This is a genomic window from Pseudescherichia sp., assembly GCF_031987975.1.
Taxonomy (GTDB): domain Bacteria; phylum Pseudomonadota; class Gammaproteobacteria; order Enterobacterales; family Enterobacteriaceae; genus Pseudescherichia.
The window spans coordinates 103,715-128,654 of record NZ_DALZYX010000009.1 but is presented as its reverse complement, the minus strand read 5'-3'; the positions used below and the strand labels follow the sequence as shown (position 1 = coordinate 128,654).

At 57.0% G+C, this 24,940-nt stretch carries 24 protein-coding genes; 9 read left to right on the top strand and 15 right to left on the bottom strand.

All coding sequences use genetic code 11. From position 1 onward, the window contains the following. The 3 genes from ytfT (at position 1) to RTN40_RS16905 (ending at position 3,689) form a co-directional block, all read left to right on the top strand. Entirely contained in the window at positions 1 to 1,026 is a 1,026-nt protein-coding gene (gene ytfT / locus RTN40_RS16915; protein WP_312229488.1) for a galactofuranose ABC transporter, ATP-binding protein YtfT, read from the top strand. After that, positions 1,013 to 2,014 carry a galactofuranose ABC transporter, permease protein YjfF gene (yjfF, locus tag RTN40_RS16910; RefSeq protein WP_312229487.1) on the top strand — a complete coding sequence of 334 codons (1,002 nt, stop codon included), beginning with the start codon at positions 1,013 to 1,015 and terminating at the stop codon, positions 2,012 to 2,014. The genes ytfT and yjfF overlap by 14 nt, the downstream gene beginning before the upstream one ends. Before the next feature lie 109 nt (positions 2,015 to 2,123). Next, positions 2,124 to 3,689 carry a methyl-accepting chemotaxis protein gene (locus RTN40_RS16905; protein WP_312229486.1) on the top strand — a complete coding sequence of 522 codons (1,566 nt, stop codon included), beginning with the start codon at positions 2,124 to 2,126 and terminating at the stop codon, positions 3,687 to 3,689. A 44-nt stretch (positions 3,690 to 3,733) separates the two neighbouring features. Here the strand turns inward: RTN40_RS16905 and fbp are convergent, their stop codons facing one another. After that, positions 3,734 to 4,732 carry a class 1 fructose-bisphosphatase gene (fbp, locus tag RTN40_RS16900; protein WP_312229485.1) on the bottom strand — a complete coding sequence of 333 codons (999 nt, stop codon included), beginning with the start codon at positions 4,730 to 4,732 and terminating at the stop codon, positions 3,734 to 3,736. Positions 4,733 to 4,904: 172 nt separating this feature from the next. On the opposite strand from fbp, the gene mpl reads away from it, so the two are divergent. Beyond that, positions 4,905 to 6,263 (top strand): UDP-N-acetylmuramate:L-alanyl-gamma-D-glutamyl-meso-diaminopimelate ligase, encoded by a 1,359-nt coding sequence (gene mpl, locus RTN40_RS16895; protein ID WP_312229484.1) that lies wholly within the window; start codon positions 4,905 to 4,907, stop codon positions 6,261 to 6,263. Positions 6,264 to 6,306: 43 nt separating this feature from the next. On the opposite strand, the gene yjgA is transcribed toward mpl, so the two are convergent. After that, complete coding sequence (gene yjgA, locus RTN40_RS16890) at positions 6,307 to 6,858, bottom strand: ribosome biogenesis factor YjgA (protein ID WP_312229483.1); 552 nt, start codon at positions 6,856 to 6,858, stop codon at positions 6,307 to 6,309. A 94-nt stretch (positions 6,859 to 6,952) separates the two neighbouring features. Between yjgA and pmbA the strand changes: the two genes are divergently transcribed. Together pmbA and cybC are read left to right on the top strand one after the other, a co-directional pair. Further along, the gene (gene pmbA, locus RTN40_RS16885) at positions 6,953 to 8,305 is read left to right on the top strand and encodes a metalloprotease PmbA (RefSeq protein ID WP_312229482.1); all 1,353 of its coding nucleotides are present in this window, start codon (positions 6,953 to 6,955) and stop codon (positions 8,303 to 8,305) included. 32 nt (positions 8,306 to 8,337) lie between these two features. Then, on the top strand, positions 8,338 to 8,727 hold the full coding sequence (cybC, locus tag RTN40_RS16880; protein WP_312212501.1) for a cytochrome b562: 390 nt from the start codon (positions 8,338 to 8,340) through the stop codon (positions 8,725 to 8,727). Between the two features lie 38 nt (positions 8,728 to 8,765). Here cybC and RTN40_RS16875 read toward each other — a convergent pair whose 3' ends face one another. The 3 genes from RTN40_RS16875 to nrdD form a co-directional block, all read right to left on the bottom strand. Next, entirely contained in the window at positions 8,766 to 9,194 is a 429-nt protein-coding gene (locus tag RTN40_RS16875; RefSeq protein WP_312229481.1) for a hypothetical protein, read from the bottom strand. 142 nt (positions 9,195 to 9,336) lie between these two features. Continuing rightward, complete coding sequence (gene nrdG, locus RTN40_RS16870) at positions 9,337 to 9,801, bottom strand: anaerobic ribonucleoside-triphosphate reductase-activating protein (protein WP_312229480.1); 465 nt, start codon at positions 9,799 to 9,801, stop codon at positions 9,337 to 9,339. Continuing rightward, entirely contained in the window at positions 9,801 to 11,939 is a 2,139-nt protein-coding gene (nrdD, locus tag RTN40_RS16865) for an anaerobic ribonucleoside-triphosphate reductase (protein WP_312229479.1), read from the bottom strand. The genes nrdG and nrdD overlap by 1 nt, the downstream gene beginning before the upstream one ends. A gap of 355 nt (positions 11,940 to 12,294) precedes the next feature. On the opposite strand from nrdD, the gene mgtL reads away from it, so the two are divergent. Both mgtL and mgtA read left to right on the top strand, forming a co-directional pair. Continuing rightward, on the top strand, positions 12,295 to 12,348 hold the full coding sequence (mgtL, locus tag RTN40_RS21035; RefSeq protein ID WP_409418540.1) for a mgtA regulatory leader peptide MgtL: 54 nt from the start codon (positions 12,295 to 12,297) through the stop codon (positions 12,346 to 12,348). A 142-nt stretch (positions 12,349 to 12,490) separates the two neighbouring features. Beyond that, positions 12,491 to 15,199: a magnesium-translocating P-type ATPase gene (gene mgtA, locus RTN40_RS16860; protein ID WP_312229478.1), complete on the top strand. Its 2,709-nt coding sequence runs from the start codon at positions 12,491 to 12,493 to the stop codon at positions 15,197 to 15,199. 11 nt (positions 15,200 to 15,210) lie between these two features. Here the strand turns inward: mgtA and RTN40_RS16855 are convergent, their stop codons facing one another. The 10 genes from RTN40_RS16855 to arcA form a co-directional block, all read right to left on the bottom strand. Then, a complete protein-coding gene (locus RTN40_RS16855) occupies positions 15,211 to 15,663 on the bottom strand; it encodes a transposase (protein ID WP_312229477.1) in 453 nt (150 codons plus the stop codon). A 72-nt stretch (positions 15,664 to 15,735) separates the two neighbouring features. Beyond that, complete coding sequence (gene ridA, locus RTN40_RS16850; RefSeq protein WP_312212507.1) at positions 15,736 to 16,122, bottom strand: 2-iminobutanoate/2-iminopropanoate deaminase; 387 nt, start codon at positions 16,120 to 16,122, stop codon at positions 15,736 to 15,738. Between the two features lie 94 nt (positions 16,123 to 16,216). Continuing rightward, on the bottom strand, positions 16,217 to 16,678 hold the full coding sequence (gene pyrI, locus RTN40_RS16845) for an aspartate carbamoyltransferase regulatory subunit (protein ID WP_312229476.1): 462 nt from the start codon (positions 16,676 to 16,678) through the stop codon (positions 16,217 to 16,219). 17 nt (positions 16,679 to 16,695) lie between these two features. Further along, entirely contained in the window at positions 16,696 to 17,628 is a 933-nt protein-coding gene (pyrB, locus tag RTN40_RS16840) for an aspartate carbamoyltransferase (RefSeq protein WP_312229475.1), read from the bottom strand. After that, positions 17,621 to 17,767 (bottom strand): pyrBI operon leader peptide, encoded by a 147-nt coding sequence (locus RTN40_RS16835; protein ID WP_174435470.1) that lies wholly within the window; start codon positions 17,765 to 17,767, stop codon positions 17,621 to 17,623. The genes pyrB and RTN40_RS16835 overlap by 8 nt, the downstream gene beginning before the upstream one ends. 86 nt (positions 17,768 to 17,853) lie before the next feature. Beyond that, positions 17,854 to 18,345, bottom strand: coding sequence for an arginine repressor (locus RTN40_RS16830; protein ID WP_312229474.1), 492 nt, complete (start codon positions 18,343 to 18,345; stop codon positions 17,854 to 17,856). 21 nt (positions 18,346 to 18,366) lie between these two features. Continuing rightward, positions 18,367 to 19,770: a YfcC family protein gene (locus RTN40_RS16825; RefSeq protein WP_312229473.1), complete on the bottom strand. Its 1,404-nt coding sequence runs from the start codon at positions 19,768 to 19,770 to the stop codon at positions 18,367 to 18,369. Positions 19,771 to 19,820: 50 nt separating this feature from the next. After that, a complete protein-coding gene (gene argF, locus RTN40_RS16820) occupies positions 19,821 to 20,825 on the bottom strand; it encodes an ornithine carbamoyltransferase (protein ID WP_312229472.1) in 1,005 nt (334 codons plus the stop codon). A gap of 19 nt (positions 20,826 to 20,844) precedes the next feature. Next, positions 20,845 to 21,774: a carbamate kinase gene (gene arcC, locus RTN40_RS16815; protein WP_312229471.1), complete on the bottom strand. Its 930-nt coding sequence runs from the start codon at positions 21,772 to 21,774 to the stop codon at positions 20,845 to 20,847. 15 nt (positions 21,775 to 21,789) lie between these two features. Then, positions 21,790 to 23,010 carry an arginine deiminase gene (gene arcA, locus RTN40_RS16810; RefSeq protein WP_312229470.1) on the bottom strand — a complete coding sequence of 407 codons (1,221 nt, stop codon included), beginning with the start codon at positions 23,008 to 23,010 and terminating at the stop codon, positions 21,790 to 21,792. Between the two features lie 1,196 nt (positions 23,011 to 24,206). Between arcA and RTN40_RS16805 the strand changes: the two genes are divergently transcribed. Beyond that, positions 24,207 to 24,908 (top strand): hypothetical protein, encoded by a 702-nt coding sequence (locus RTN40_RS16805; RefSeq protein ID WP_312229469.1) that lies wholly within the window; start codon positions 24,207 to 24,209, stop codon positions 24,906 to 24,908. Positions 24,909 to 24,940 lie beyond the last annotated feature (32 nt).

Sequence of the window (24,940 nt, the reverse complement as noted above, 5' to 3'; positions counted from 1 at the left end):
GTGATGCCCCGTTCCCTTCCGCAAACCGGCCAGCCGAAGCGGCGCATAAGCTGGCCGACGGGTATGCCGCAGCTGGTGGCGCTGATCCTGGTGCTGGTGGTTGACAGCCTGGTGGCGCCGCATTTTTTCCAGATCGTTCTGCAGGATGGGCGGCTGTTCGGTAGCCCCATCGATATTCTTAACCGCGCCGCACCGGTCGCGCTGCTGGCGATTGGCATGACGCTGGTGATCGCCACCGGCGGGATCGATCTCTCCGTAGGGGCCATTATGGCCATCGCCGGGGCGACGGCGGCCTCAATGACCGTCGCCGGACACAGCCTGCCGATTGTGCTGCTGGCGGCAATCGGCAGCGGCGTGCTGGCCGGGCTGTGGAACGGCGTGCTGGTGGCCATTCTCAAGATCCAGCCCTTCGTCGCCACCCTGATACTTATGGTCGCCGGGCGCGGCGTGGCGCAGCTGATCACTTCCGGACAGATCGTCACCTTTAACGCCCCCAGTCTCTCCTGGCTCGGCAGCGGATCGCTGCTGCTCTTCCCGACGCCGGTGATTATCGCTCTGGTAACGCTAATTGTGTTCTGGCTCTTCACCCGCAAGACGGCGCTGGGCATGTTTATCGAAGCGGTGGGGATCAACATTCGCGCGGCGAAAAACGCCGGGGTAAATACCCGGGTGGTGGTGATGCTGACCTACGTGCTGAGTGGCGTTTGCGCCGCTATTGCCGGCATCATCGTCACGGCGGATATTCGTGGGGCGGATGCCAACAACGCCGGGCTGTGGCTGGAGCTGGATGCCATCCTCGCGGTAGTGATTGGCGGCGGCTCACTGATGGGCGGACGCTTCAACCTGCTGCTGTCGGTGGTCGGGGCGCTGATTATCCAGGGGATGAATACCGGGATCCTGCTGTCAGGCTTCCCGCCGGAGCTAAACCAGGTCGTGAAGGCCATCGTCGTGATGTGCGTGCTGATTGTGCAGTCGCCGCGCTTTATCGACCTGATTAAGAGGAGCCGTGGTCATGATAAAACGTAACCTGCCGCTGATGATCACGCTCGGCGTGTTCGTGCTCGGCTATCTCTACTGCCTGACCCAGTTTCCCGGCTTTGCCTCGACGCGGGTCATCTGCAATATACTGACCGATAACGCTTTTCTGGGTATCATCGCCGTCGGCATGACCTTTGTGATCCTCTCCGGCGGTATCGACCTGTCGGTGGGATCGGTGATCGCCTTTACCGGCGTCTTTCTGGCAAAAGCAATCGGCTTCTGGGGGATCTCACCCCTGCTGGCCTTCCCGCTGGTGCTGGCGATGGGCTGCGCCTTCGGTGCCTTTATGGGCCTGCTGATCGACGCCCTGAAGATCCCGGCGTTTATCATCACCCTCGCCGGGATGTTCTTCCTGCGCGGCGTCAGCTACCTGGTCTCTGAAGAGTCGATCCCGATTAACCATCCGATCTACGACACCCTCTCCAGCCTGGCGTGGAAAATTCCCGGCGGCGGTCGCCTGAGCGCGATGGGGCTGCTGATGCTGGGCGTGGTGGTGATAGGCATCTTCCTCGCCCACCGCACGCGCTTTGGTAACCAGGTCTATGCTATCGGCGGCAGCGCCACCTCGGCCAACCTGATGGGCATCTCTACCCGCAGCACAACGATTCGTATCTATATGCTCTCTACCGGGTTGGCGACGCTGGCGGGTATTGTCTTCTCCATCTACACCCAGGCGGGCTACGCCCTGGCGGGGGTAGGGGTGGAGCTGGACGCCATCGCCTCGGTGGTGATTGGCGGCACGCTGCTTAGCGGCGGCGTGGGGACGGTGTTAGGCACGCTGTTTGGCGTGGCGATCCAGGGGCTGATCCAGACCTATATTAACTTCGACGGCACGCTCAGCTCGTGGTGGACAAAAATCGCTATCGGCATTCTGCTGTTTATCTTTATCGCCCTGCAACGCGGCCTGACGGTGCTGTGGGAGAACCGGCAGAACTCTCCGGTAACACGGGTGAGCATTCCGGCAACGAAGTCATAACTTTTTGATATGGCTAAAAAATAACTAAAGCTTTCCCGGTAGCGGTCGATAACTGTTCGAATCAGCACTATCCACGCTACGAAGTCTCTCTGCTACCGGGATCGCCATTATGCTTAGAACGCTTTCGATTCGCACAGGCCTGCTCTCTCTGCTGGCCGTCATGACGTTACTTCTCCTTCTGGTCAGCGGCATGGGTATTTATGCCCTGAGCCAAAGCTCCTCCTCGCTACAGCGTATTAATCACCTCCAGGGTGAGCAGATAGCGCGCCTCAACGAAGGCTATACCCTGATCCTACGTGCGCGCAACGAGGCCGGGCAGGCGGTGCGCATGATGGAGGTCGGGCTGCTGGACGACGCGGGCAAGTCGGTCAAAAACATCAATAGCGAGGTCGCTCAGGCCCAGAAAGGGTTGCAGGCGACCATCGACGCGGGCGTAGAGGACGAGAGCGGCCAGGCGCTGCTGGCAGCGGTGGCTAAAAGCTATCAGGCCTACAATACCCAGGGCATCGTACCTATGCTAACGGCGCTCAATCAGCAGAGCGCGGACGACTACTACTCCCTGCTGGAGAATCAGCTGGTGCCGGTATCGCGTCAGTTCGATAACGATATGCAGGCCTTTATGAAGTGGGGTGAGGCGCGCGGCAAAGCGGAAGTAGACGCGGTGCAGGCGAGTAAAAAACGGGTGATGGCGCTGATCGTCATCGCCGCGCTGGCAACCGCCGGGATGATTGCGCTGGCGTGGCTGGCGCTACGTCATATGCTGCTCAGGCCGCTGGATGCCTCTATTCAGCAGCTGGAGCAGGTAGCGGCAGGTAATCTGACGCCTACCCAAGCCGATGCCGCCAGCAAGGAGTTCTCCCGCCTCAATGCTGCGATTGAGAATATGCGTCACGCGCTGGTGAGTTCGGTGACCCGCGTTCGCGATGCCAGCGCACAGATCGATACCGGCAGCCGGGAGCTGACCGCCGGTAACGTCGATCTGGCTCAGCGCACCGAATCTACTGCCTCCTCCCTTGAGCAGACTGCTGCCAGCATGGAGCAGATCACCGCCACGGTGAAGCAGAACGCCGCCAACGCCGAGCAGGCGCACCAGCTGGCGAAGACGGTCTCCGATACTGCCGATCGCGGCAGCGAAATGGTCTGCTACGTTATCGAGAAGATGCAGGATATCTCCGGCAGTTCGGCACGTATCGCCGACATTCTTAGCGTAATCGACGGCATTGCCTTCCAGACCAATATTCTGGCTCTTAACGCCTCGGTAGAAGCGGCGCGAGCGGGGGAGCAGGGACGCGGCTTTGCCGTGGTGGCGGGCGAGGTGCGTAACCTGGCGAGCCGCAGCGCCGATGCGGCGAAAGAGATCCGTACCCTGATTACCGACTCGCAGACTCACGTTGGCGAGGGCAGCAATCTGGCGATGCAGGCCGGTGAGACGATGGACGAGATCGCCAGCGAAGTGACGCGTATGACGAAGCTGATGCGGGAGATTGCCAACGCGTCCCACGAGCAGAGCCGGGGCATTGAGCAGGTAAATATTGCGGTGAACCAGATGGATGAGACCGCCCAGCAGAATGCGGCGCTGGTGCAGCAATCCTCTGCTGCGACCCACTCGCTGGAGCAGCAGTCCCGCGAATTGTTAGCCGCCATGGCTTCGTTTCGCCTGCAGGCCGCAGGCTAATGCAACTTACCCTCTCCAGGCGGAGAGGGTAGCATAACGGCGTTTTATGCGTCCGGGAACTCGCGCATAAAGCGCTCTACGTCTTCAACCATCGCTTTGGTGCCGACGAAGAATGGACGGCGCTGGTGCAGCGACTCCGGAATAATATCCAGAATACGCTCTTTACCGTCGCTCGCTTTACCGCCTGCCTGCTCGGCCAGGAAGGCCATCGGGTTGCACTCGTACAGCAGGCGCAGCTTGCCTTCCGGGTGGGTTGCAGTGCTCGGGTAGAGGTAGATCCCGCCCTTCACCAGGTTGCGGTGGAAGTCTGCCACCAGCGAGCCGATGTAGCGCGAGGTGTAGGGGCGGTGGGTAAGCTTATCTTCTTCCTGGCAGAACTTGAGGTACTTCTTCACGCCCTGCGGGAACTTGATATAGTTGCCTTCGTTAATGGAGTAGGTGTTACCCAGCTCAGGGAACTGCATGCGCTCCTGGCAGAGGGCGAAAACCCCGAGAGAAGGATCGTAGGTGAAGGCGTGTACGCCGCAGCCAGTGGTGTAGACCATAATGGTCGAGGAGCCGTAGAGCACGTAGCCCGCTGCGACCTGTTTGTTGCCCGGCTGCAGGAAGTCTTCCACGGTGACCGGGGTGCCTACCGGCGTGACGCGGTGGTAGATAGAGAAGATGGTACCGACGGAGACGTTAACGTCAATGTTGGAGGAGCCATCCAGCGGATCCATGAGAACCACGTATTTCGCGTGCTCATAGCCATCAAAAACAACGATCTCGTCCTCTTCCTCTGACGCGATACCGGCCACGATATTCCGCGCGCGCAGCGCCGCCTTCAGTTTCTCATTCGCGAACAGATCGAGCTTTTGCTGTACCTCGCCCTGCACGTTTTCGGCCCCGCTGGCCCCCAGAATATCGACCAGCCCCGCTTTATTGATATCGCGGTGGATGATTTTGGCGCCCAGCTTTATCGCCGACAGGAGCGAGGTCAGTTCCCCGGTAGCATGAGAGAAATCATGCTGCTTCTCGACGATAAATTCACCTAACGTTTTCATAACACTTTCCCTGCAATTAATGTGGAGTAAAGCGACTGTAGCAATACTAACAAAGATCTAAATTAATGCGCACAGGTGAATCGCGCCAGCAAAAGTGAGATTCCGCTTAAATGCATTTCTCTGTGCCGGACATGGGGGTAATATGAGCGCCAGTTAAAAGAAGGACAGACGTATGCGCATTCATATTTTAGGAATTTGTGGAACCTTCATGGGCGGGCTGGCGCTGCTGGCGCGTGCTTTAGGTCATGAAGTAACGGGATCGGACGCCAATGTGTATCCGCCGATGAGCACTCTGCTGGAGAAGCAGGGCATCTCCTTAATTCAGGGTTACGACGCCAGCCAGCTCGATCCGGCCCCGGATCTGGTGATTATTGGTAACGCCATGACGCGGGGAAATCCGTGCGTTGAGGCAGTGCTGGAGAAGAGCATCCCTTATATGTCCGGTCCGCAGTGGCTGCACGACTTTGTCCTGCGCGATCGCTGGGTACTGGCAGTAGCCGGTACCCACGGTAAAACCACCACCGCGGGCATGGCGACCTGGATCCTCGAAGCCTGCGGCTATAAGCCAGGCTTTGTGATTGGTGGCGTGCCGGGCAATTTTGACGTCTCTGCCCGTCTGGGCGACAGCCCGTTCTTTGTGATTGAGGCCGACGAGTACGACTGTGCGTTCTTTGATAAGCGCTCCAAGTTCGTGCACTACGCGCCGCGCACGCTGATCCTCAACAACCTTGAGTTCGATCATGCCGACATCTTCGACGACCTGAAGGCGATTCAGAAGCAGTTCCACCACCTGGTGCGTATCGTGCCGGGGCAGGGCAAGATTATTTTGCCGGAGAGCGACATCAACCTGAAGCAGGTGATGGCGATGGGCTGCTGGAGCGAGCAGGAGCTGGTAGGCGAGCAGGGCCACTGGCAGGCGAAAAAACTCACCACCGACGCCTCAGAGTGGGAAGTGCTGCTGGACGGCGAGCGCGTGGGCCGGGTGAAGTGGGATCTGGTCGGCGAGCACAACATGCATAACGGCCTGATGGCGATTGCCGCCGCCCGCCACGTTGGCGTCACGCCAGCGGACGCGGCCAACGCCCTCGGCTCCTTCGTGAACGCCCGCCGCCGCCTTGAGCTGCGCGGCACCGCTAACGGCGTCACCGTTTATGACGACTTCGCCCACCATCCGACTGCGATCCTCGCCACGCTCGCCGCGCTGCGCGGCAAGGTCGGCGGCACGGCGCGCATTATTGCCGTGCTGGAGCCGCGCTCCAACACCATGAAGATGGGCCTTTGCAAGGACGATCTGGCGCCGTCGCTGGGCCGTGCCGATGAGGTCTTCCTGTTACAGCCGCAGCATATTCCGTGGCAGGTGTCGGAAGTAGCAGAAGCCTGCGTGCAGCCTGCCCACTGGCATGGCGATGTTGATGCGCTGGCGGATATGATTGTGAAAACCGCCCAGCCGGGGGATCACATTCTGGTGATGAGCAACGGTGGCTTTGGTGGCATCCACCAGAAGCTATTAGACAAGTTAGCGCAGAAATAGCACTGTAAGCCGGGTAAGCGAAGCGCCACCCGGCGTTTACCAACTACTCTTCGGCTTCCGACAGCTCGCGCAGATACTGGAAGATCAGACGCGCGGACTTCGGCGGCTTATTGCCGTCACGCTCTTTCTGCGCGTTGCGGATCAGCGAGCGCAGCTGCTGGCGATCGGCGTTCGGCCACAGGTTTAATACCTCCGGCACCGCGTCGTCACCCTCGGCGATCAGGCGATCGCGAATGTGCTCCAGCTTGTGGAAGAACGCCACCTGCTGGTTATGGCGGTTTTTCAGCTTATCCAGCGCCTGGCGGATCGGATCGACATCGCGCTGGCGCAGCAGTTTGCCAATCAGCTGCATCTGGCGGCGGCGTCCCTCTTTCTTGATACGCTGCGCCAGCTCAATGGCGGCGCGCAGATCGTCATCCAGCGGGATCTTATCGAGGGCATTCTTGCCCAGGTCTACCATCTCTGCGCCGAGGCGTTTTAACTCTTCTGCATCGCGCTTAATTTCACTTTTACTGACCCAGATGATCTCATCATCTTCATCGTTGATATCATCACCGGGTACGTCATCGAGCCAGTCATCGGGCTGCTTGGTCATCTCAGGCTCCTTAAAAAAGAGGCTAATACTAACACCCTGGGAGCACACTGAGAATGGGTTCTCTGTTAGACTTCTTTAAAACTCCCCTTACATTATGGCATTGGCGATGAAAGTAATCACACAAGTTGCAGAGCAACGCAAAGCACTGGAAGAGGCCGTCTCCACCGCCCTGGGCTTAGCCGCAGGTAAATCAGACGGTGCGGAAGTAGCGGTATCGAAGACCACCGGTATTAGCGTCAGCACCCGCTACGGTGAGGTGGAGAACGTTGAATTTAATAGCGACGGTGCGCTGGGCATCACCGTTTATCACCAAAACCGCAAGGGCAGCGCCTCGTCTACCGACCTGAGTCCGGACGCGATCGCCCGTACCGTGCAGGCGGCGCTGGACATTGCTCGCTACACCTCGCCGGATCCCTTTGCCGGCGTTGCGGACCGCGAGTTGCTGGCATTTGACGCCCCGGATCTCGATCTGTTCCACCCGGCAGAGATTACGCCGGATGAAGCCATTGAGCTGGCCGCCCGCGCCGAACAGGCGTCGCTGAAGGCGGACAAACGCATCACCAACACCGAAGGCGGCAGCTTCAACAGCCACTACGGGATTAAAGTCTTTGGTAACAGCCACGGCATGCTGCAGAGCTACTGCTCCAGCCGCCATTCGCTCTCCAGCTGCGTCATCGCCGAAGAGAATGGTGATATGGAGCGCGACTATGCCTACACCATTGGCCGCGCGCTGGGCGATCTCAAGACGCCCGAGTGGGTTGGAGAGGAGTGCGCCAGACGCACCCTGTCTCGCATTGCGCCGCGCAAGCTCTCCACCATGAAAGCCCCGGTGATCTTCGCCAACGAAGTGGCCACCGGGCTGTTTGGCCACCTCGTCGGAGCCATTGCCGGCGGCGCGGTCTACCGCAAATCCACCTTCCTGCTGGACTCACTCGGTAAGCAGATCCTGCCGGAGTGGCTGACCATTGAGGAGCACCCGCACCTGCTGAAAGGGCTGGCCTCAACGCCGTTCGACAGCGAAGGGGTACGCACCGAGCGCCGGGACATTATCAAGGATGGCATCCTGACCCAGTGGCTGCTGACCAGCTACTCGGCGCGCAAGCTGGGGCTACAGAGCACCGGGCACGCGGGCGGCATCCATAACTGGCGTATCAAAGGCCAGGGCCTTAGCTTCGAGCAGATGCTGAAAGAGATGGGTACCGGGCTGGTGGTCACCGAGCTGATGGGCCAGGGCGTGAGCGGCATTACCGGCGACTACTCCCGCGGCGCGGCGGGCTTCTGGGTAGAGAACGGTGAAATTCAGTATCCGGTGAGTGAAATTACCATCGCTGGCAACCTGAAAGAGATGTGGCGCAATATGGTGACCATCGGTAACGATATTGAAACACGCAGCAATATACAGTGTGGTTCTGTGCTGCTGCCGGAGATGAAGATCGCCGGGCAGTAAGCCATTTTAAAAATAATAAAAGGACATGAGCAATGCGGAAAAAGTTGTTAGCGATGTTAGCCGTCTCCTCTTTAGTTCTGGCCTCCTCTGCCGCGTTTGCGGCAGATCTGGACGAGGATATGGAGACCCTGAACGACAATTTGAAAGTAGTACAGAAAACCAATGACGCGGCTGAGATGAAGGATGCGTTAACTAAGATGCGCACCGCCGCGCTGGACGCGCAGAAAGCGACCCCACCGAAAATGGAAGATAAAGCGCCGGATAGTCCGGAGATGAAGGACTTCCGTCACGGGTTTGATATTCTGGTTGGTCAGATTGACGGCGCACTGCAGCTTGCCAACGCCGGTAAGGTCAAAGAGGCGCAGGCGGCAGCGGAAGAGTTTAAAACCACCCGCAATACCTATCACAAGAAGTTCCGCTGATATATTTCAGGCGGGAGTCACCTCCCGCCTGGCCTGTTTTATTCCACCCCGCTATCAGGGTTATTATTCGCCTCGACGACCTTCACCTCCACCGAAGAAATAGCCTGCTGCAAATCCTGTCGCGTTATTCGCTGCCCGGACAGGGTATCAATAATTTCCTCGGTGCCATTCGGATATTTAGTGACTGAAATGAGACGGCCGCCATACAGCGGAATACCGGTTAATTCCATCGTATAGTCGGTCTTCTTTATCTCCTCTTGTTTTATCTGCTGCTGTTTATCGATCTCATCCTGCGTTTTAGACGTAAGCGTAATCTTCGTACTGCCGTCGTCAGAGTGAGTCTTATTATTGTCGCTATTAATCTCTGCTAATTTGCTGTTATTTAGCAGAGTGGATGGGTTATCGCCGTTAGATAAATGCGAATCACCCTGCGCGCTTACGGCGCTTATTTTATCTATGCTATTCATCATCATCTCCGGAAAATACTATGCTGTGCGAAACGCAGGGGAATAATGTCCCCTGGGGAGGTGACTACATCTGCGTTGGGTAAACGAGACAGAAAAGTTATCGGCAATAGCGGGAAATGATTTAATAAAAGCCTGCGCCAGATTAGCGCAGGTGGTGGACTACCTGATTGCTGCTGCCGCGCCAGATTAGCATCGGGTCTTTCAGATCCTGCACAAACTTACCGTCGATAAGCACGTTAATCAGATCGACGACCGCCAGCTGGTCGCGGCTTAGCTCGTCCAGCTTATAGCCGGTCCAGACCCAGATATCCTTTCCGGGACATTCGGCACGGATGCGCTGCACCAGGCGGAGAATATCCGGCACGTTTTGCGGATGGAGCGGATCACCGCCGGAGAGCGAGATGCCCTGGCGTTTAATTCGCGTATCGTTGAGATCGTTAACGATGCGATCTTCCATCTCAACGGTAAAGGGCTTGCCCGAGTTGAGCCGCCAGGTGCTTTTGTTATAGCACCCAGCGCATTCGTGCACGCACCCGGAGACAAATAGCGTGCAGCGCGTGCCGGGGCCATTAACAATATCGACAGGGTAATACTGGTGATACTGCATTACCCAATCTGCCCGTTACCCAAATGCTTGACGCGGCGCTTCACCTCTTCCTGCTTACCGGCGTTAAACGGCCGGGCATCCGGGCTGCCTAAATAGCCGCAGACGCGGCGGGTCACCGAGACGCGGGCGGCGTCGTGGTTGCCGCATTTCGGGCAGGTGAAACCTTTGCTGGTGCACTCGAACTCGCCGGTAAAGCCGCACTCGTAGCACTCATCGATCGGCGTATTGGTACCGTAGTAGGGCACATGCTGATAGCTGTAATCCCAGACATCCTCCAGCGCCTTCAAATTGTGCTGAATGTTGGGGTACTCGCCGTAACAGATAAAGCCGCCGTTGGCTAACGGTGGGTAGGGCGCTTCGAAGTCAATCTTGTCGTACGGGTTAACCTTCTTCTCAACGTCGAGGTGGAAGCTGTTGGTGTAGTAGCCCTTGTCGGTGACGCCCGGCACCACGCCAAATTCGGCGGTATCGAGACGGCAGAAGCGGTCGCAGAGGTTTTCACTCGGCGTGCTGTAGAGGCTGAAGCCGTATCCGGTCTCCTCTTTCCACCGATCTACCGCCTGGCGCATCCGCTCGACGATAGCGATGCCTTTGGCACGCAGCGTTTCGCTGTCGTACATATGCGTATCGCCACACAGGGCGTTAATGGTTTCGTGAATGCCGATATAGCCCAGCGAAATCGAGGCGCGACCGTTTTTAAAGATAGAGGCGATCTCGTCGTCGGCCTTCAGCCGCACGCCGCAGGCGCCTTCCATATAGAGAATAGGGGCCACGCGGGCCTTCACCCCTTCGAGGCGAGCGATACGGGTCATCAATGCCTTGCGGGCCAGCACCAGGCGCTCGTCGAGCAGCGTCCAGAACGCCGCCTCGTTGCCTTTCGCCTCCAGGGCGATGCGCGGTAGGTTGAGGCTGATCACGCCGAGGTTGTTGCGCCCGTCGTGGATCTGCTCCCCGTTCTCATCTTCATAGACGCCAAGGAAGCTGCGGCAGCCCATCGGCGTTTTAAAGGAGCCAGTCACCTTCACTACCTGGTCGTAGTTGAGGATATCCGGGTACATGCGCTTGCTTGCACACTCCAGCGCCAGCTGCTTGATATCGTAGTTGGCGTCGCCAGGCTTGTGGTTTAGTCCATCGCGGATGGCGAACACCAGCTTCGGGAACACTGCCGTTTTGCGGTTTTTACCGAGGCCGGCAATGCGGTTACGCAGGATTGACTGCTGGATCAGGCGCGATTCCCAGCTGGTGCCCAGCCCAAAACCGAAGGTGACGAAGGGCGTCTGGCCGTTGGCGGTGTGCAGGGTATTCACCTCATACTCCAGTGACTGGAAGGCGTCGTAACACTCTTTCTCGGTGCGTGAACGGGCATAGCCGTCGGCGTCCGGGATCTGCCACGCCTCCGCCGTCTTGTGGTGCTTGTTGAAGCTCTCGGTCACGAACGGGGCCAGCACCTCATCGATACGGTTGATGGTGGTACCGCCGTAGATATGGCTGGCAACCTGGGCGATGATCTGCGCGGTGACCGCCGTGGCGGTAGAGATAGACTTCGGCGGTTCGATCTCGGCGTTGCCCATCTTGAAGCCCTGGGTCAGCATCCCTTTCAGGTCGATGAGCATACAGTTGAACATCGGGAAGAAGGGGGAGTAGTCGAGATCGTGGTAGTGGATATCCCCGCGCTCGTGAGCCAGCACCACGTCACGCGGCAGCAGGTGCTGACGGGCGTAGTGCTTGGCGACGATACCGGCCAGCAGGTCGCGCTGGGTCGGGATCACCTTGCTGTCTTTGTTGGCGTTCTCATTGAGCAGGGCGGAGTTGGTTTGCTCTACCAGGCCGCGGATCTCCTGATTCAGGCGGCCGCGTTTCTCCCGGGAGATGTCGCGATCGTGTCGATACTCAATATAAGCCCTGGCCAGCTGCTTGTAGGGACCGGACATTAGCTGGTTTTCCACCGCGGTCTGGATCTCGCTGATGTCTACCTGCGAGCGCGCCTGCATCTGCGCTCTGACCACCTCTGCGACGGTAGCGCAATAGTCGGCATCATCAACGCCCGCCGCAGCGGCGGCGCGCAGAATCGCTTCCCGAATACGCTCTGATTTGAACTGTACCTTACAGCCATCTCGCTTCATCACATGCGGGGTCATGATCTCTCCATAGTTAAACGGTTATCCACGGTAGTGTTGGAATAATAGGCGATCACTACAATATGTAGCGCCGGGACGGCATTTTAAGTGCTACATATAGTGATTTGCATCAAACAAGTTTGCGATTTTATTGACCCAGGACAAGGTAAAACGGGGAGCGTACAGAGGGCGTGCGCTACAAGGAAATGTAAATATTATGAGAGAAAATGGCTTTGCTGGACGCGCAGGCGAACCTGCTCTGGTTTAGCGAACGTTTAATTATCCGGGCGTATCGTACCGCCCGAATAGCCACAAAAAGTGTAGCGCTATCCGTATACTACACGTCAACTTTACTCTTTACCTTACCGGAGGCGACATGGATCCCGATCCCACCCCTCTCCCGCGATGGAGAAACACTTTTTCCCGGTAAGCCGCTGTTCATTGCCTTACCGGGTGTGTAGGGCAGTGACGTCCTGAACGTTTCTGCATAAATTTTCAGTGCCTGTCAGGTACGGCTTCGCCACGCCTGATGGCAGAACTGCGCTCGCTCCGGCGAGTGCGGGGGACTTATTATGCTTATCAATATTACTCGCCGACTGCTTGCGCGGCTGAACCGCCACCTGCCGCGCCGTCTTGTGCAGCGCGATCCCTTGCCCAATGCGAAAAATCTGGCGGGCGCAGCCATTCCGCCGACCCTGACGGAGCAGTGCCTGCGCGCGGCCTCCATGGAGAAGCACAAACTATGGCGCGCGTTTAACTCACATCCCGAGGGGCTGAACGCAGCGGAAGTCGAAAAGAGCCGCGCCAGGCAGGGTGATAACCATCTCCCGTCGGAGACACCCGCGCCATGGTGGGTACACCTGTGGCTATGCTATCGCAACCCCTTTAACCTGCTGCTGACCGCGCTTGGCATTGTCTCTTACGCGACAGAGGATCTCTTTGCCGCGGGCGTTATCGCACTAATGGTGGCGATCTCTACCCTGCTGAATTTTATCCAGGAGGCGCGATCCACAAAGGCGGCAGATGCGCTTAAGGCGATGGTCAGCAACACCGCCACGGTTCTGCGCGTCATCAATGAGAAGGGCGAGAACGCGTGGCTTGAGCTGCCAATCGATCGGCTGGTGGTGGGCGATATTATTAAGCTGGCGGCCGGAGACATGATCCCGGCAGATTTACGCCTTGTTCAGGCGCGGGATCTCTTTGTCGCCCAGTCGTCGCTTACCGGTGAATCGTTGCCGGTTGAGAAGGTGGCCTCCAGCCATAACCCGCAGCAACCTAACCCGCTGGAGTGCGATACGCTGTGCTTTATGGGAACCACGGTGGTTAGCGGAAGCGCGCAGGCAATCGTCATTGCCACCGGGGGCAACACCTGGTTTGGCCAGCTTGCCGGGCGAATTGGCGAGCAGGAGAGCGAGCCAAACGCTTTCCAGCAAGGCATCAGCCGCGTCAGCCTGCTGCTGATCCGCTTTATGCTGGTGATGACGCCGGTCGTGCTGTTGATCAACGGCTACACCAAAGGCGACTGGTGGGAGGCGGCGCTGTTTGCGCTCTCGGTTGCGGTGGGATTAACCCCGGAGATGCTGCCGATGATCGTTACCTCCACCCTGGCACGCGGTGCGGTGAAGCTGTCCCGCCAGAAAGTGATCGTTAAGCATCTTGATGCCATCCAAAACTTTGGCGCAATGGACATCCTCTGCACTGACAAAACCGGCACGCTAACCCAGGATAAAATTGTGCTGGAGCACCACACCGATATCTCCGGCAACGTGAGCGTGCGCGTCCTGCAAAGTGCCTGGCTGAACAGCCATTACCAGACCGGGTTAAAAAACCTGCTCGACGTTGCGGTGCTGGAGGGCATCGACGAAGCGTCTGCCCGCACGCTTTCCAACCGCTGGCAAAAGGTGGATGAGATCCCGTTTGATTTCGAGCGACGCCGTATGTCGGTGGTGGTCAGCGAGCAGGCCGAGGCGCATCAGCTGATTTGCAAAGGCGCGTTGCAGGAGATGCTCAGCGTCTGTACTCAGGTGCGCTACCACGACGATATTGTTCCGTTGGATGAGACCATGCTGCGCCGCATCGGGCGCGTGACCGATAACCTCAACCGCCAGGGGCTGCGGGTGGTCGCCGTTGCCAGTAAAATCTTGCCGGCGCGGGAAGGGGACTACCAGCGCATCGACGAATCCGATCTGATCCTTGAAGGCTATATTGCCTTCCTCGATCCGCCGAAGGAGACCACCGCCCCGGCGCTAAAGGCGCTGAAGGCCAACGGCATCACGGTGAAAATTCTTACGGGCGATAGCGAGCTGGTGGCGGCTAAGGTGTGCCATGAGGTAGGGCTGGAGGCGGGCGAGGCGATCACGGGCAGCGATATTGAAACGCTCTCCGATGACGAGTTGGCCCGGCTGGCGAAACAGACCACGCTGTTTGCTCGCCTGACGCCGCTGCATAAAGAGCGTATCGTCTCGCTTCTGCGCCGCGAGGGGCACGTAGTAGGCTTTATGGGCGACGGCATAAACGATGCCCCCGCGCTGCGGGCCGCGGATATTGGCATCTCCGTCGATGGCGCGGTAGATATCGCCCGTGAGGCGGCGGATATCATCCTGCTGGAGAAGAGCCTGATGGTGCTGGAGGAGGGCGTTATTGAAGGCCGCCGTACCTTTGCCAACATGCTGAAGTACATCAAAATGACCGCCAGCTCCAACTTCGGCAACGTTTTTAGCGTCCTGGTCGCCAGTGCATTTCTGCCCTTTTTACCGATGCTGCCGCTGCATCTGCTGGTGCAGAACCTGATGTACGATCTCTCCCAGGTCGCGATCCCGTTTGATAACGTGGACGAGGAGCAGATCCGCAAGCCTCAGCGGTGGAACCCCGGCGATCTTGGCCGGTTTATGCTCTTCTTTGGCCCGATCAGCTCCATCTTTGATATTCTGACTTTCTGCCTGATGTGGTTTGTTTTTCATGCGAACACGGTGGCGTCGCAATCGCTGTTTCAATCCGGCTGGTTTGTCGTTGGGCTGCTGTCGCAAACTCTGATTGTGCATATGATCCGTACCCAGCGCGTGCCGTTTATCCAGAGCCGTGCCGGCTGGCCGCTGATGCTCATGACGCTGCTGGTGATGGGCATCGGCATTGCGTTGCCGTTCTCCCCGCTGGCGAGCTATTTGCAGCTTCAGGCCCTGCCGCTGAGTTACTTCCCGTGGCTGATTGCTATTCTGGCGGGGTATATGACGTTAACGCAGCTGGTCAAAGGCATTTATCGCCGCCGGTATGGCTGGCAGTAGGCGTTCGTCTTTCAGATCAGCTGCACAATACCGTATCCGAGGGCGCAGATAATAAGGACGATGGTGATCCAGCAAAACTGGTAAAACGCATTATTTGCCCCTAACCCATAGCGGGCGAGAGCGGTGTTTTCCGCTTTAATGTGCTTTGCCGATATAGTGCGAAAGCGGCGGATATAGTGAATGCAATAGAGCAGGAAGAGAGGAATAACCAGCGCGCCGATGGGTTTAGAGAAGACCAACGTGAGCAACAGGGCAACGGCGATGGAACCCAAAAAAACCTTCCCGGCGTGAGACTCGGCCTGTTTTAACTCGCGTCTGATGCCTTCAGCGTGTAACGCTTGCCAGCGGCGAAGCGTGCTTATGCTGAACCCATATTGCTCGCACAGTAGCTTGTCGGGCACGCCGTTTTTGGACTGGTAAAGAAAGTCGGCAATTTGCTCATCGGTAAAACGTGCTTTTGCCATTAACGTTCTTCTCTGGCTGGGCAAGAGGCGTAGAGCCGGGCGTCGTTGCGCCGCCCGGCGCTGCACCGACGATTAACGACGCACGGCGATCGCTTCGATCTCGATCTTCACATCTTTCGGCAGACGGGCCACTTCCACGCAGGAGCGTGCCGGGAAGGCCGCCTGGTGCTCATTAAAGAACGCTTCGTAGGTCGCGTTAACGGTGGCGAAGTCGTTCAGATCCTTTACGAACACCGTGGTCTTAACAATGTCGCCTACTTTCAGGCCAGCGGCTTCAACGATAGCCTTAACGTTCTCCAGCGACTGGCGCGCCTGAGCGGCGATATCGTCCGGCACGCTGCCGGTTTTTGGATCGACCGGGATCTGGCCGGAGGTGAGGATCATGCTGCCGAGATCGACCGCCTGAACATAAGGACCAATGGCTGCCGGTGCATTTTCCGTCGCGATAATTTTTGTCATCATTTCTCCTGAAGCGAATGGTAGTGAGGTTCCGCGCCATTATAGGCAGCGCGGAGGGGATGACCAATCTGAATTAGATGATGTTTATTAATGCTTAGTTCGCCAGCACCACCGTATGGGAGAACTCTTTTTCACAATATTTGCACTTCAGAGCAATGTCATTGGCGCGCTGCTTCACTGCAAAGCTGGAGAACACCGGCTCGGCATGACTGATGCAGTTGCTGTTGGGGCAGACCAGCACCGCCTCGATACGCGCCGGCAGATTAGGCCGCGATTTACCCACTACCTCATAGTCGTCGATGCGGTTTACCGTGGCGTGCGGGGCGTAGAGCGCCAGCTGGTTAACCTGCTCGTCGGTGAGGAAAGTGTTTTCGATCTTGATCAGATCTTTACGGCCCATCTCACCCGAGGGCAGGTTCAGGCCGATGGTGATCCGCTGATCGGTTTCGGTCAGCTTAAACAGGGTCAGGAGCTTAAAGCCCACCTGCGCCGGGATATGGTCAATCACCGTGCCGCACTTGATCGCTTCGACCTGCAATTTATTGTCGTGTGTCATCTCGTTTTCCCCCTCTCTTAAGCCAAATCGCGGTTGAGCACCAGCGCCAGCAGCGCCTGACGCGCATAGATGCCGTTGCCAGCCTGCTGGAAGTACCAGGCGTGCGGCGTCTTATCTACGTCGGTGGCAATCTCATCGACGCGCGGCAGCGGGTGCAGCACCTTCATATTATTGCGGGCGCTGTGCAGGTCGCTGGCGCGGAGGACAAACTGCGCCTTTACGTTGGCGTATTCGGACGGATCCAGACGCTCTTTCTGTACGCGGGTCATGTAGAGGATATCTACCTCCGGGATCACCTCTTCAATGCTGGCGTGCTGGCTCCAGGCAATCCCGCGCTCATCCAGCATATCGAGGATGTACTGTGGCATCGCCAGCGCATCGGGAGCGATAAACAGGAAGCGGTTGCCGTTGAACTTCGCCAGCGCCTGCGCCAGCGAGTGGACGGTGCGGCCATACTTGAGGTCGCCCACCATCGCAATGTTGAGGTTCTCCAGCCGCCCCTGGGTCTCCTGAATGGTGAAGAGATCGAGCAGGGTCTGGGTCGGGTGTTGGTTTGCGCCATCCCCTGCGTTCAGCACCGGAATGCCGCCAGAGAACTCGGTGGCCAGCCGCGCCGCGCCCTCCTGCGGATGACGCATCACAATGGCATCCACGTAGGTGCTGATAACGGAGATGGTATCCGCCAGGGTCTCGCCTTTTTTACCCAGCGAGGTGTTGCTGCTGTCGGAGAAGCCGACAACGCTTGCGCCCAGGCGGTGCATTGCGGTCTCAAACGACAGGCGGGTACGGGTCGAGGCTTCAAAGAAGCAGCTGGCGATCACCTTGTGCTTCAGCAGCTCCGGCTGCGGGTTAGCCTTCAGGCTGGCAGCGGTCTCCAGCACCTGTTCCAGTTCTTCGCGGCTGAGATCGTTTATGGAAATGATATGTTTCTGATAGAGCGGATTAGCCATGGTTATCTCCTGACGTCTGCGCAAAAAAAAGCCCCTCAAAAGAGGGGCTATAGAAATAGGTGAGCATTGGGAAGAAAAACGGCAGGCCAGCGCCCTCTTTCAGACGCGGTGAGACAGTGTGTCGAACGGACTTGACCATGCTTCCTCCCGGCAAATTGTCCGCGATTATACTCAGCTCATTAGATGAATCAAGCGATCGATGCGCTATTGATCGGAAGCAAACGGTTATTTTGCATATAAATGCATTTTTAATAGATGGTTAACGCGATTGTGCACCTGCGAAGTGCGCTGTACGTCGCGCGGGGCAACCCAGACGATGCTGCTGCCCGCCACGACGCCAAGAATTTCAGGCAGGGCGTGGTAGTCGAGGATACGGGCTACTGCCCGCCCGTAGCCTGCTGCCGTATGGATAAGAATGAACTCGCGGTTGTGCTCGACGTTGACCACCATATCGGAGAGGCAGCGCGCGGCATCCGGCGTCGGACGCAGCTGGGGATTAAGGGCATAGATCCGCTGCCCCTTAGCATTGCGGATCTTAATAATGCCCAGCAGCTTCAGCAGGCGCGACACCGTGGACTGGCTAATGGAGTCAAAGCCGTGCCGTTGGAGATCGCGACGGATCGCCTCCTGTGACAGGTAGCTCTTCTCGGTCACCAGGCGCTGGCAGACGGCAAGCTGCTGCTGTTCTCTGCTAGAGCAGTCGCGGTATTCCTTCATACTCTTTACTCCCTGTTGTGGTTAAAGCAGTGCCCCGAGGCTTAATATCAGGCAGATCAATACGGTCAGCATCAGCAACAGCGGCGCGATCCATTTCAGAAAACGGACGTAGGGCACGCGGGCAATGGCCAGACCGCCCATCACCACCGCTGAGGTGGGGGTGACCAGATTGACAATGCCGGACGCGGCCTGGTAGGTCGTCACTACCAGATCGCGATTAACGTTGGCAAAGTCCGCCAGCGGAGCCATGATCGGCATCGTCAGCACCGCCAGCCCGGAAGAGGAGGGCACCAGAAAGGAGAGCACCACCTCCAGCCAGTACATCACGTTAATAAACACCACGCTGGAGAGACCGCTCACCAGCCCTTCGGCGCTGTGCAGGATGGTATGGGTGATCATGCCCTTGTCCATCACCACCACGATGCCGCGAGCGATGCCGATAATTAACGCCACGCCCAGCAGATCCCGCGCGCCATCAATAAAGGTGGAGGTCAGCTCCTCCTCGCTCATGCGGGCCAGCAGACCGGTGACAATGGCCGCGCCGAGAAAGACGCCGGAGATCTGTCCCATCCACCAGCCCAGCACCGCCACGCCGTAGATCATCACCGCAAACGCGAGGGCGAAGATGACCAGGATCAGCTTGCGCGTGCCGGTGAAGACCAGATCCTGCTGGCGCTTACCGCCAAGGAAATGAGCGATGTTCTCCTCCTGCTTATCCGCCACGATGGATCGGCTGGGATCCTGCCGAACCTGACGCGCATAGCGCATCACCCATGCGACGCAGATAAGCCAGCCCGCCACCAGCAGCGCTACGCGCAGCCAGATGCCGTGAGTAAACGGAATGCCTGCCGCGTTGGCGGCAATCACCGTGGCAAAGGGGTTAATGGTCGATCCGAGGGTACCGATCCCCGCGCCCAGCAGCACGGTAGCAGCGGCCACCAGCGGATCGAAGCGTGCCGCCATCATCACCGGCACCAGCAGGGTGTAAAACGGCAGCGACTCTTCCGCCATGCCGTAAATCGTACCGCCGGCGGCAAACAGCCCCATCAGGATCGGGATCATCCACTCCTCTCGCCCGCTCAGCTTCTGCGTGACGCGTTCGATCCCGGCGTCAATGGCCCCGGTTTTATTGACGATCCCCAGAAAGCCACCGATGATCAGCACAAACAGCGCAACGTCAATGGCACCCGCCTGTCCGGTATCGGGATCGTACAGGCCGCTGATGGGGGCCATAATAACGGCAACGATCCCCTGCGGCTGGGCGGCAACGGGCGCATAGGTCCCTGCCACGGGCACCTCTTTACCGAGCGTCTCGTTCATCACCATCTGGTAGTGTCCGGCAGGGACGATCCAGCTCAGCGCGGCCACCAGCGCGATTAAGACAAACAGAATGGTGTAAGCAGAGGGGAATTTGAATCTGCGCATAGGGTTCTCTCCCTGTTTGGGCGTCGCAGATGCCGCGACGCCCGGGGTGGTTACTCGCCGAGGGTCGCCACCATCACCGCTTTGATGGTGTGCATCCGGTTCTCTGCCTCATCGAACACAATGGAGTGGGCGGATTCGAACACCTCCTCGGTGACCTCCAGCCCCTTCAGTCCGTAGGCCAGCTCAATTTCGCGTCCGACGGTGGTGTGCTCGTTATGGAAGGCGGGCAGGCAGTGCATAAATTTCACCTGCGGATTGCCGGTGGTCTCAATGACCTGCTGATTTACCTGATAGGGTTTCATCAGGCTGACACGCTCGCCCCACGCCTCTTTCGGCTCGCCCATAGAGACCCACACGTCGGTATAGAGGAAATCAACGCCGGCGACACCCTCAGCAACGTTTTCGGTGAGGGTAATTTTTGCCCCGGTTTCCCAGGCGATCTCCCGGCACTGCGCCACCAGCGCCTCTTCCGGCCAGAACGCTTTCGGGGCCACCAGCCGGATATCCATGCCCATTTTGGCCGCGCCAACCATCAGGCTGTTGCCCATGTTGTTCCGCGCATCGCCCAGGTAGGCAAAGCGCAGCTGAGAGAGGCGCTTACCGGGGGCGTGCTCCAGCATGGTCATCAGATCGGCAAGGATCTGCGTAGGGTGAAACTCGTTGGTCAGGCCGTTCCACACCGGGACGCCTGCGTACTCTCCCAGCTCTTCGACTATCGCCTGTCCATAGCCGCGGTACTCAATGCCATCGTACATGCGACCGAGCACGCGTGCGGTGTCTTTCATAGACTCCTTATGGCCAATCTGCGAGCCGCTCGGTCCGATATAGGTCACTTGCGCGCCCTGATCAAACGCCCCGACCTCAAAGGCGCAGCGGGTGCGGGTAGAGCTTTTCTCAAAAATCAGCGCGATGTTTTTACCGCGCAGGGTCTGCTTTTCACGGCCCGCTTTTTTGGCAGCTTTTAGCTCCATTGCTAAATCGATCAGGAAGTGGATCTCGTCTGGCGTAAAGTCCAGTAGCTTGAGAAAATTGCGTTTTTTCAAACAGATATTCATAACTCGTCCTTAAATATGTTTATTGCAGAGGGTCGTTACGGATCAGGGTTCCTCGCGCGCCGGCGAGAATGGCCAGTCCATCAGCCAGGGAGCCGATCCCGGCGATGCCGTCACAGGCCTTAACAAAGCGGCAGCAGGCGGCGACTTTCGGTCCCATCGAACCGGCGTCAAAGACAAGCCCGCTGAGCTGCTGCGGCGTAGCCTGGGTGAGCGGGCGCTGCTCCGGCGTGCCCCAGTTGAGATAGACCGCGTCGGCATCGGTGAGGATCAGCAGCGCGTCGGCTTCCAACTGGCGGGCCAGCAGCGCGGCGGAGAGGTCTTTATCAATGACCGCTTCAATACCGTGGTAGCCGTCAGCCTTCTCAACCACCGGCACGCCGCCGCCGCCGTTGCAGATCACCAGATGGCCGCGCTGGATAAGCGCCTCAACGGCATCGCGCTCGACAATGCGCATCGGCTGCGGGGAGGGGACCACGCGGCGGAAATAACTGCCGTCGGCCTTAAAACGCCACCCTTTTTCGGCGGCCAATGCCTCGGCCTGCGGCTGGTCATAAACCGGGCCAATGTATTTGGTGGGATTAGCCAGGGCGGGGTCGGCGGGATCCACCGCGACCTGAGTGAGCAGGACGCTTACTTCACAGCCGGGAAGCCTATTTTTCAGCGACTGTTGCAGCATGTAGCCAATCATTCCCTGGCTCTCGGCACCCAGCACATCCAGCGGGTAGGGCGTGACACCGGTATAGGCGCTGTTTTGCAGGGCCAGCAACCCCACCTGTGGCCCGTTGCCGTGAACCAGCACCACCCGCCAGTGCTGTGTAAGCTGGGCGATCGTCTCGGCGGCTAGATCGATATTCTTACGCTGAATCGCCGCCTCCAGCGGCTCGCCGCGTTTTAGCAGGGCGTTGCCGCCAAGGGCGACCACGAGGGTAGGTTTTATCTCCGTTTTCATTCTCAGCTCCTTGCCTTAGATCGCGTCGCGTTCCAGCGGACAGCTCATGCAGCGTGCGCCGCCACGGCCGCGTCCCAGTTCATCCCCTGGGATCGGCAGAACGGTGATCCCCGCCTTGTCGTACTTCTCGTTGGTCCAGACGTTACGCTCGTAGCCGATCACCACGCCGGGGCGCAGGGTCAGCACGTTATTGGCATCGTTCCACTGCTCCCGCTCGGCTTCAAAGGCATCACCGCCGGTGGTGATGAGCTGGATTTGCGTTACGCCAAGCGCTTTTTCCAGCGCCTGCAGCAGGGTGGTCTCCTGGCGACGGGCGATCCCGCCGTGACCGTCTGGCGTCAACGTCCAGCACTGCACGTCCGGGCGCACCACTTCCGGATAGACGGAGAAGGTGTCAATATCGATATGGGTCATCACCGTGTCGAGATGCATACAGGAACGGTGCTTAGGCAGCTCAACGGCGATAACGCGTTCGGCCTGGCGGTGCGTAAACAGGGAGGAGGCAAGGAACTCGACCCCTTGTGGCGTGGTGCGTTCAGACATGCCGATCAATACCGTACCCCGGCCAATCACTAATACATCCCCTCCTTCAAGGGTGGCGTGGTCGTAATTGATATCTTCATCACCGAAATATTTAATAAATTCGCCGTTAATAAAGTGCGGATGCCAGCGGTATATTGCCCGTAAATTATTGGTTTCACGCTGGCGAGCCGGTTTTGCCATTGGGTTTATTGAGACGCCGTTATATATCCAGCAGGAAGTGTCCCGGGTGAAAAGGTGGTTAGGCAGCGGCTTCATAATAAAATCATTTGAGGTATGAATATCCACAACCATATTGTTAATTGAAGCGGGTATTTCACCGTAGGTCAGCCCGCCGCTTAAACGTCGCGCCAGCTCGCGGTGGGGCATATCCGCCAGCCAGCGGCGCACATCGCTGGCAAATGCTGGGCCGAGGCGGTAATCAGATACCTGGGTTTGCAGCAGCCAGGCCTTGGCATCTGGCGTATCCAGCGTCTCGGTTAATAGATCGGTAAGTAACAACACTTCGACGCCCTGCTCACGTAGCGTATTAGCGAAAATATCGTGCTCTTCACCGGCGCGCTCAACGGATAATACATCATCAAATAACAGCTCCTGACAATTTGAGGGGGTCAGTCTTTTCAGGCTCAGGTTTGGGCGATGCAGCATGACGCTGCGTAACTGGCCAACTTCCGATCCGACGTAGTGTTTTTCCATAACTATTCCTTACGTTTTACGGCAATAAGAGGGGGAGGTTATGAAATGGGGTATTTCATAACGCACGGGGCTTCGCTGGATTTCGTGGCTATAGTAAATGTCTGTTGCATTAATAATGTGATGCTGTTCACGTGGAAAGGGGTATGGAATAACCCTGCTCAGGTTATTTGAGGTGACGCAGAGAATGCGGATTTGATTAAAATTACATTATGCATTACTACGCATTAGTCTTTATAAATATTTGAGATTGTTAATGATCTGTTGGTGTGCACCACCGAAAGGGGTTTTTATGCCATTGATATTATTGATTAAATTTCTGTGTTGGCATGCTTATGCATAAATAAAGTGATTTTATTTGTGTGCACTCTTTTGTTTAAAGATAATTATTCCTTTCATACAGATTTAATAGCAAAAAGTAACTTGTGACGCTGCGCTGGGTTTTTTAATTCTTACATCTAATTCAAAATGCTAAAGCCATTTATTTATAACTGGGTTCACCTTTTATGCATTCAGGATGCATATTGTTGTGCTTTTAATTAACATTGCATTAACTTATTTTATAATAACTATGCACAGATGGCGATCGAAGCAGAATACGCAGCGAAGAGAAGTAACACTAATTAGAATGGAAATAAGAATGATTTCATGATGGCGCTTCATACGTAAATGTAATAAATCGCTAAATTACATTTAGTACAGCCAGGCGTAATGGTATACGGCTTAATCTTCAAGGCGGGATAACATAACTTATGAATTTTTAAGGTAAATGTAAGTTAAAAGGCAATATGATATTACTGAGCAAAGTGGTATTTTCATGTAACAAAATGAAACGTTATTTCGCTTCGCGCAAAAAGTAATAGAAATTCTCGCGGCATCAATTTAGAATCGATTCCGATTGATAGAAATTATTAATCACTGTTAATAACTACCGCAATATTTGGGGTGGTGGCTAACCGGTTAGCGGCCGGGTAACCACCTGAAAAACGCATGTAGTTATGCGAGTTAGCGGCCTGCATAACGACTTGCTTTTACTAATCGTTTACAACAAATCGATTTTAACAAACATGATGAAAAAATCTATTCTTTCGCTCGTGATTGCAACAGCGATCGCATCTATTGCTACAAACGCGTTTGCTTCTGTTATTACCCCGACGGTTCAGGGCGACAGCGGCACTCTGACTGTTAGTCGCTAAAATATGAGTGACTTAGCGAAGCTGTTTCAACACACGCCTGCCGTCCCGGAAAACACGCCATTGATTAATTCAGCAGACCTCTTTGACGATGACGGCGTATTAATCCCGCAGCCGGCCTTATTCTGGGAGAGTAAACGGCGCGAAGAGAAAGTGCTTTTCGGTCATACCCACGGGCTATATGCGTTTCCAACCACCGAGCTTATCGGCACGGTTAAGAGGATAATCGATGGCCGTCGGGCCATCGAGATTGGCGCGGGCAACGGCGGCTATGCCCGGGCGCTGGCGATCCCGGCGACGGATAATCATCAGCAGGCGGATCCGAAATTTACCCGAATTTACCAGCTTGCCGGGCACCCGACGATTAACTATGGCCCACACGTTGAAAAGCTTGACGCTACGCTGGCCGTGGCTAAATACCAGCCAAACGTTGTTTTAGCGTGCTGGGTAACACATCTGTACGACCCGCGCCGCCATGAGCTGGGCGGTAACGTTATTGGCGTTGATGAGCAATCCATCATGGAGGCCGTAGACGACTATATCTTTATCGGTAATACCGATGTTCACAGCTCGAAGCCGCTGCTACAGGATCTGCATAACGGGCTGATCGCCACACATACCGTTGCGGAATATGTTGTCGGCCAGCCGATGCTGCAAAGCCGCGCCGCTCGGGGTTCAGAGTTTCTGTTAAGGCTGACGCGCAAGTGAAGAGCGCTGAATTTATCTTCAAGTGCATGGTG

Coding starts and splice junctions, on each gene's coding strand:
- yjfF (WP_312229487.1), top strand. CDS start 1,013: ATGATAAAACGTAACCTGCCGCTGATGATCACGCTCGGCGTGTTCGTG.
- RTN40_RS16905 (WP_312229486.1), top strand. CDS start 2,124: ATGCTTAGAACGCTTTCGATTCGCACAGGCCTGCTCTCTCTGCTGGCC.
- fbp (WP_312229485.1), bottom strand. CDS start 4,732: ATGAAAACGTTAGGTGAATTTATCGTCGAGAAGCAGCATGATTTCTCT.
- mpl (WP_312229484.1), top strand. CDS start 4,905: ATGCGCATTCATATTTTAGGAATTTGTGGAACCTTCATGGGCGGGCTG.
- yjgA (WP_312229483.1), bottom strand. CDS start 6,858: ATGACCAAGCAGCCCGATGACTGGCTCGATGACGTACCCGGTGATGAT.
- pmbA (WP_312229482.1), top strand. CDS start 6,953: ATGGCATTGGCGATGAAAGTAATCACACAAGTTGCAGAGCAACGCAAA.
- cybC (WP_312212501.1), top strand. CDS start 8,338: ATGCGGAAAAAGTTGTTAGCGATGTTAGCCGTCTCCTCTTTAGTTCTG.
- RTN40_RS16875 (WP_312229481.1), bottom strand. CDS start 9,194: ATGAATAGCATAGATAAAATAAGCGCCGTAAGCGCGCAGGGTGATTCG.
- nrdG (WP_312229480.1), bottom strand. CDS start 9,801: ATGCAGTATCACCAGTATTACCCTGTCGATATTGTTAATGGCCCCGGC.
- nrdD (WP_312229479.1), bottom strand. CDS start 11,939: ATGACCCCGCATGTGATGAAGCGAGATGGCTGTAAGGTACAGTTCAAA.
- mgtA (WP_312229478.1), top strand. CDS start 12,491: ATGCTTATCAATATTACTCGCCGACTGCTTGCGCGGCTGAACCGCCAC.
- RTN40_RS16855 (WP_312229477.1), bottom strand. CDS start 15,663: ATGGCAAAAGCACGTTTTACCGATGAGCAAATTGCCGACTTTCTTTAC.
- ridA (WP_312212507.1), bottom strand. CDS start 16,122: ATGACAAAAATTATCGCGACGGAAAATGCACCGGCAGCCATTGGTCCT.
- pyrI (WP_312229476.1), bottom strand. CDS start 16,678: ATGACACACGACAATAAATTGCAGGTCGAAGCGATCAAGTGCGGCACG.
- pyrB (WP_312229475.1), bottom strand. CDS start 17,628: ATGGCTAATCCGCTCTATCAGAAACATATCATTTCCATAAACGATCTC.
- RTN40_RS16835 (WP_174435470.1), bottom strand. CDS start 17,767: ATGGTCAAGTCCGTTCGACACACTGTCTCACCGCGTCTGAAAGAGGGC.
- RTN40_RS16830 (WP_312229474.1), bottom strand. CDS start 18,345: ATGAAGGAATACCGCGACTGCTCTAGCAGAGAACAGCAGCAGCTTGCC.
- RTN40_RS16825 (WP_312229473.1), bottom strand. CDS start 19,770: ATGCGCAGATTCAAATTCCCCTCTGCTTACACCATTCTGTTTGTCTTA.
- argF (WP_312229472.1), bottom strand. CDS start 20,825: ATGAATATCTGTTTGAAAAAACGCAATTTTCTCAAGCTACTGGACTTT.
- arcC (WP_312229471.1), bottom strand. CDS start 21,774: ATGAAAACGGAGATAAAACCTACCCTCGTGGTCGCCCTTGGCGGCAAC.
- arcA (WP_312229470.1), bottom strand. CDS start 23,010: ATGGAAAAACACTACGTCGGATCGGAAGTTGGCCAGTTACGCAGCGTC.
- RTN40_RS16805 (WP_312229469.1), top strand. CDS start 24,207: ATGAGTGACTTAGCGAAGCTGTTTCAACACACGCCTGCCGTCCCGGAA.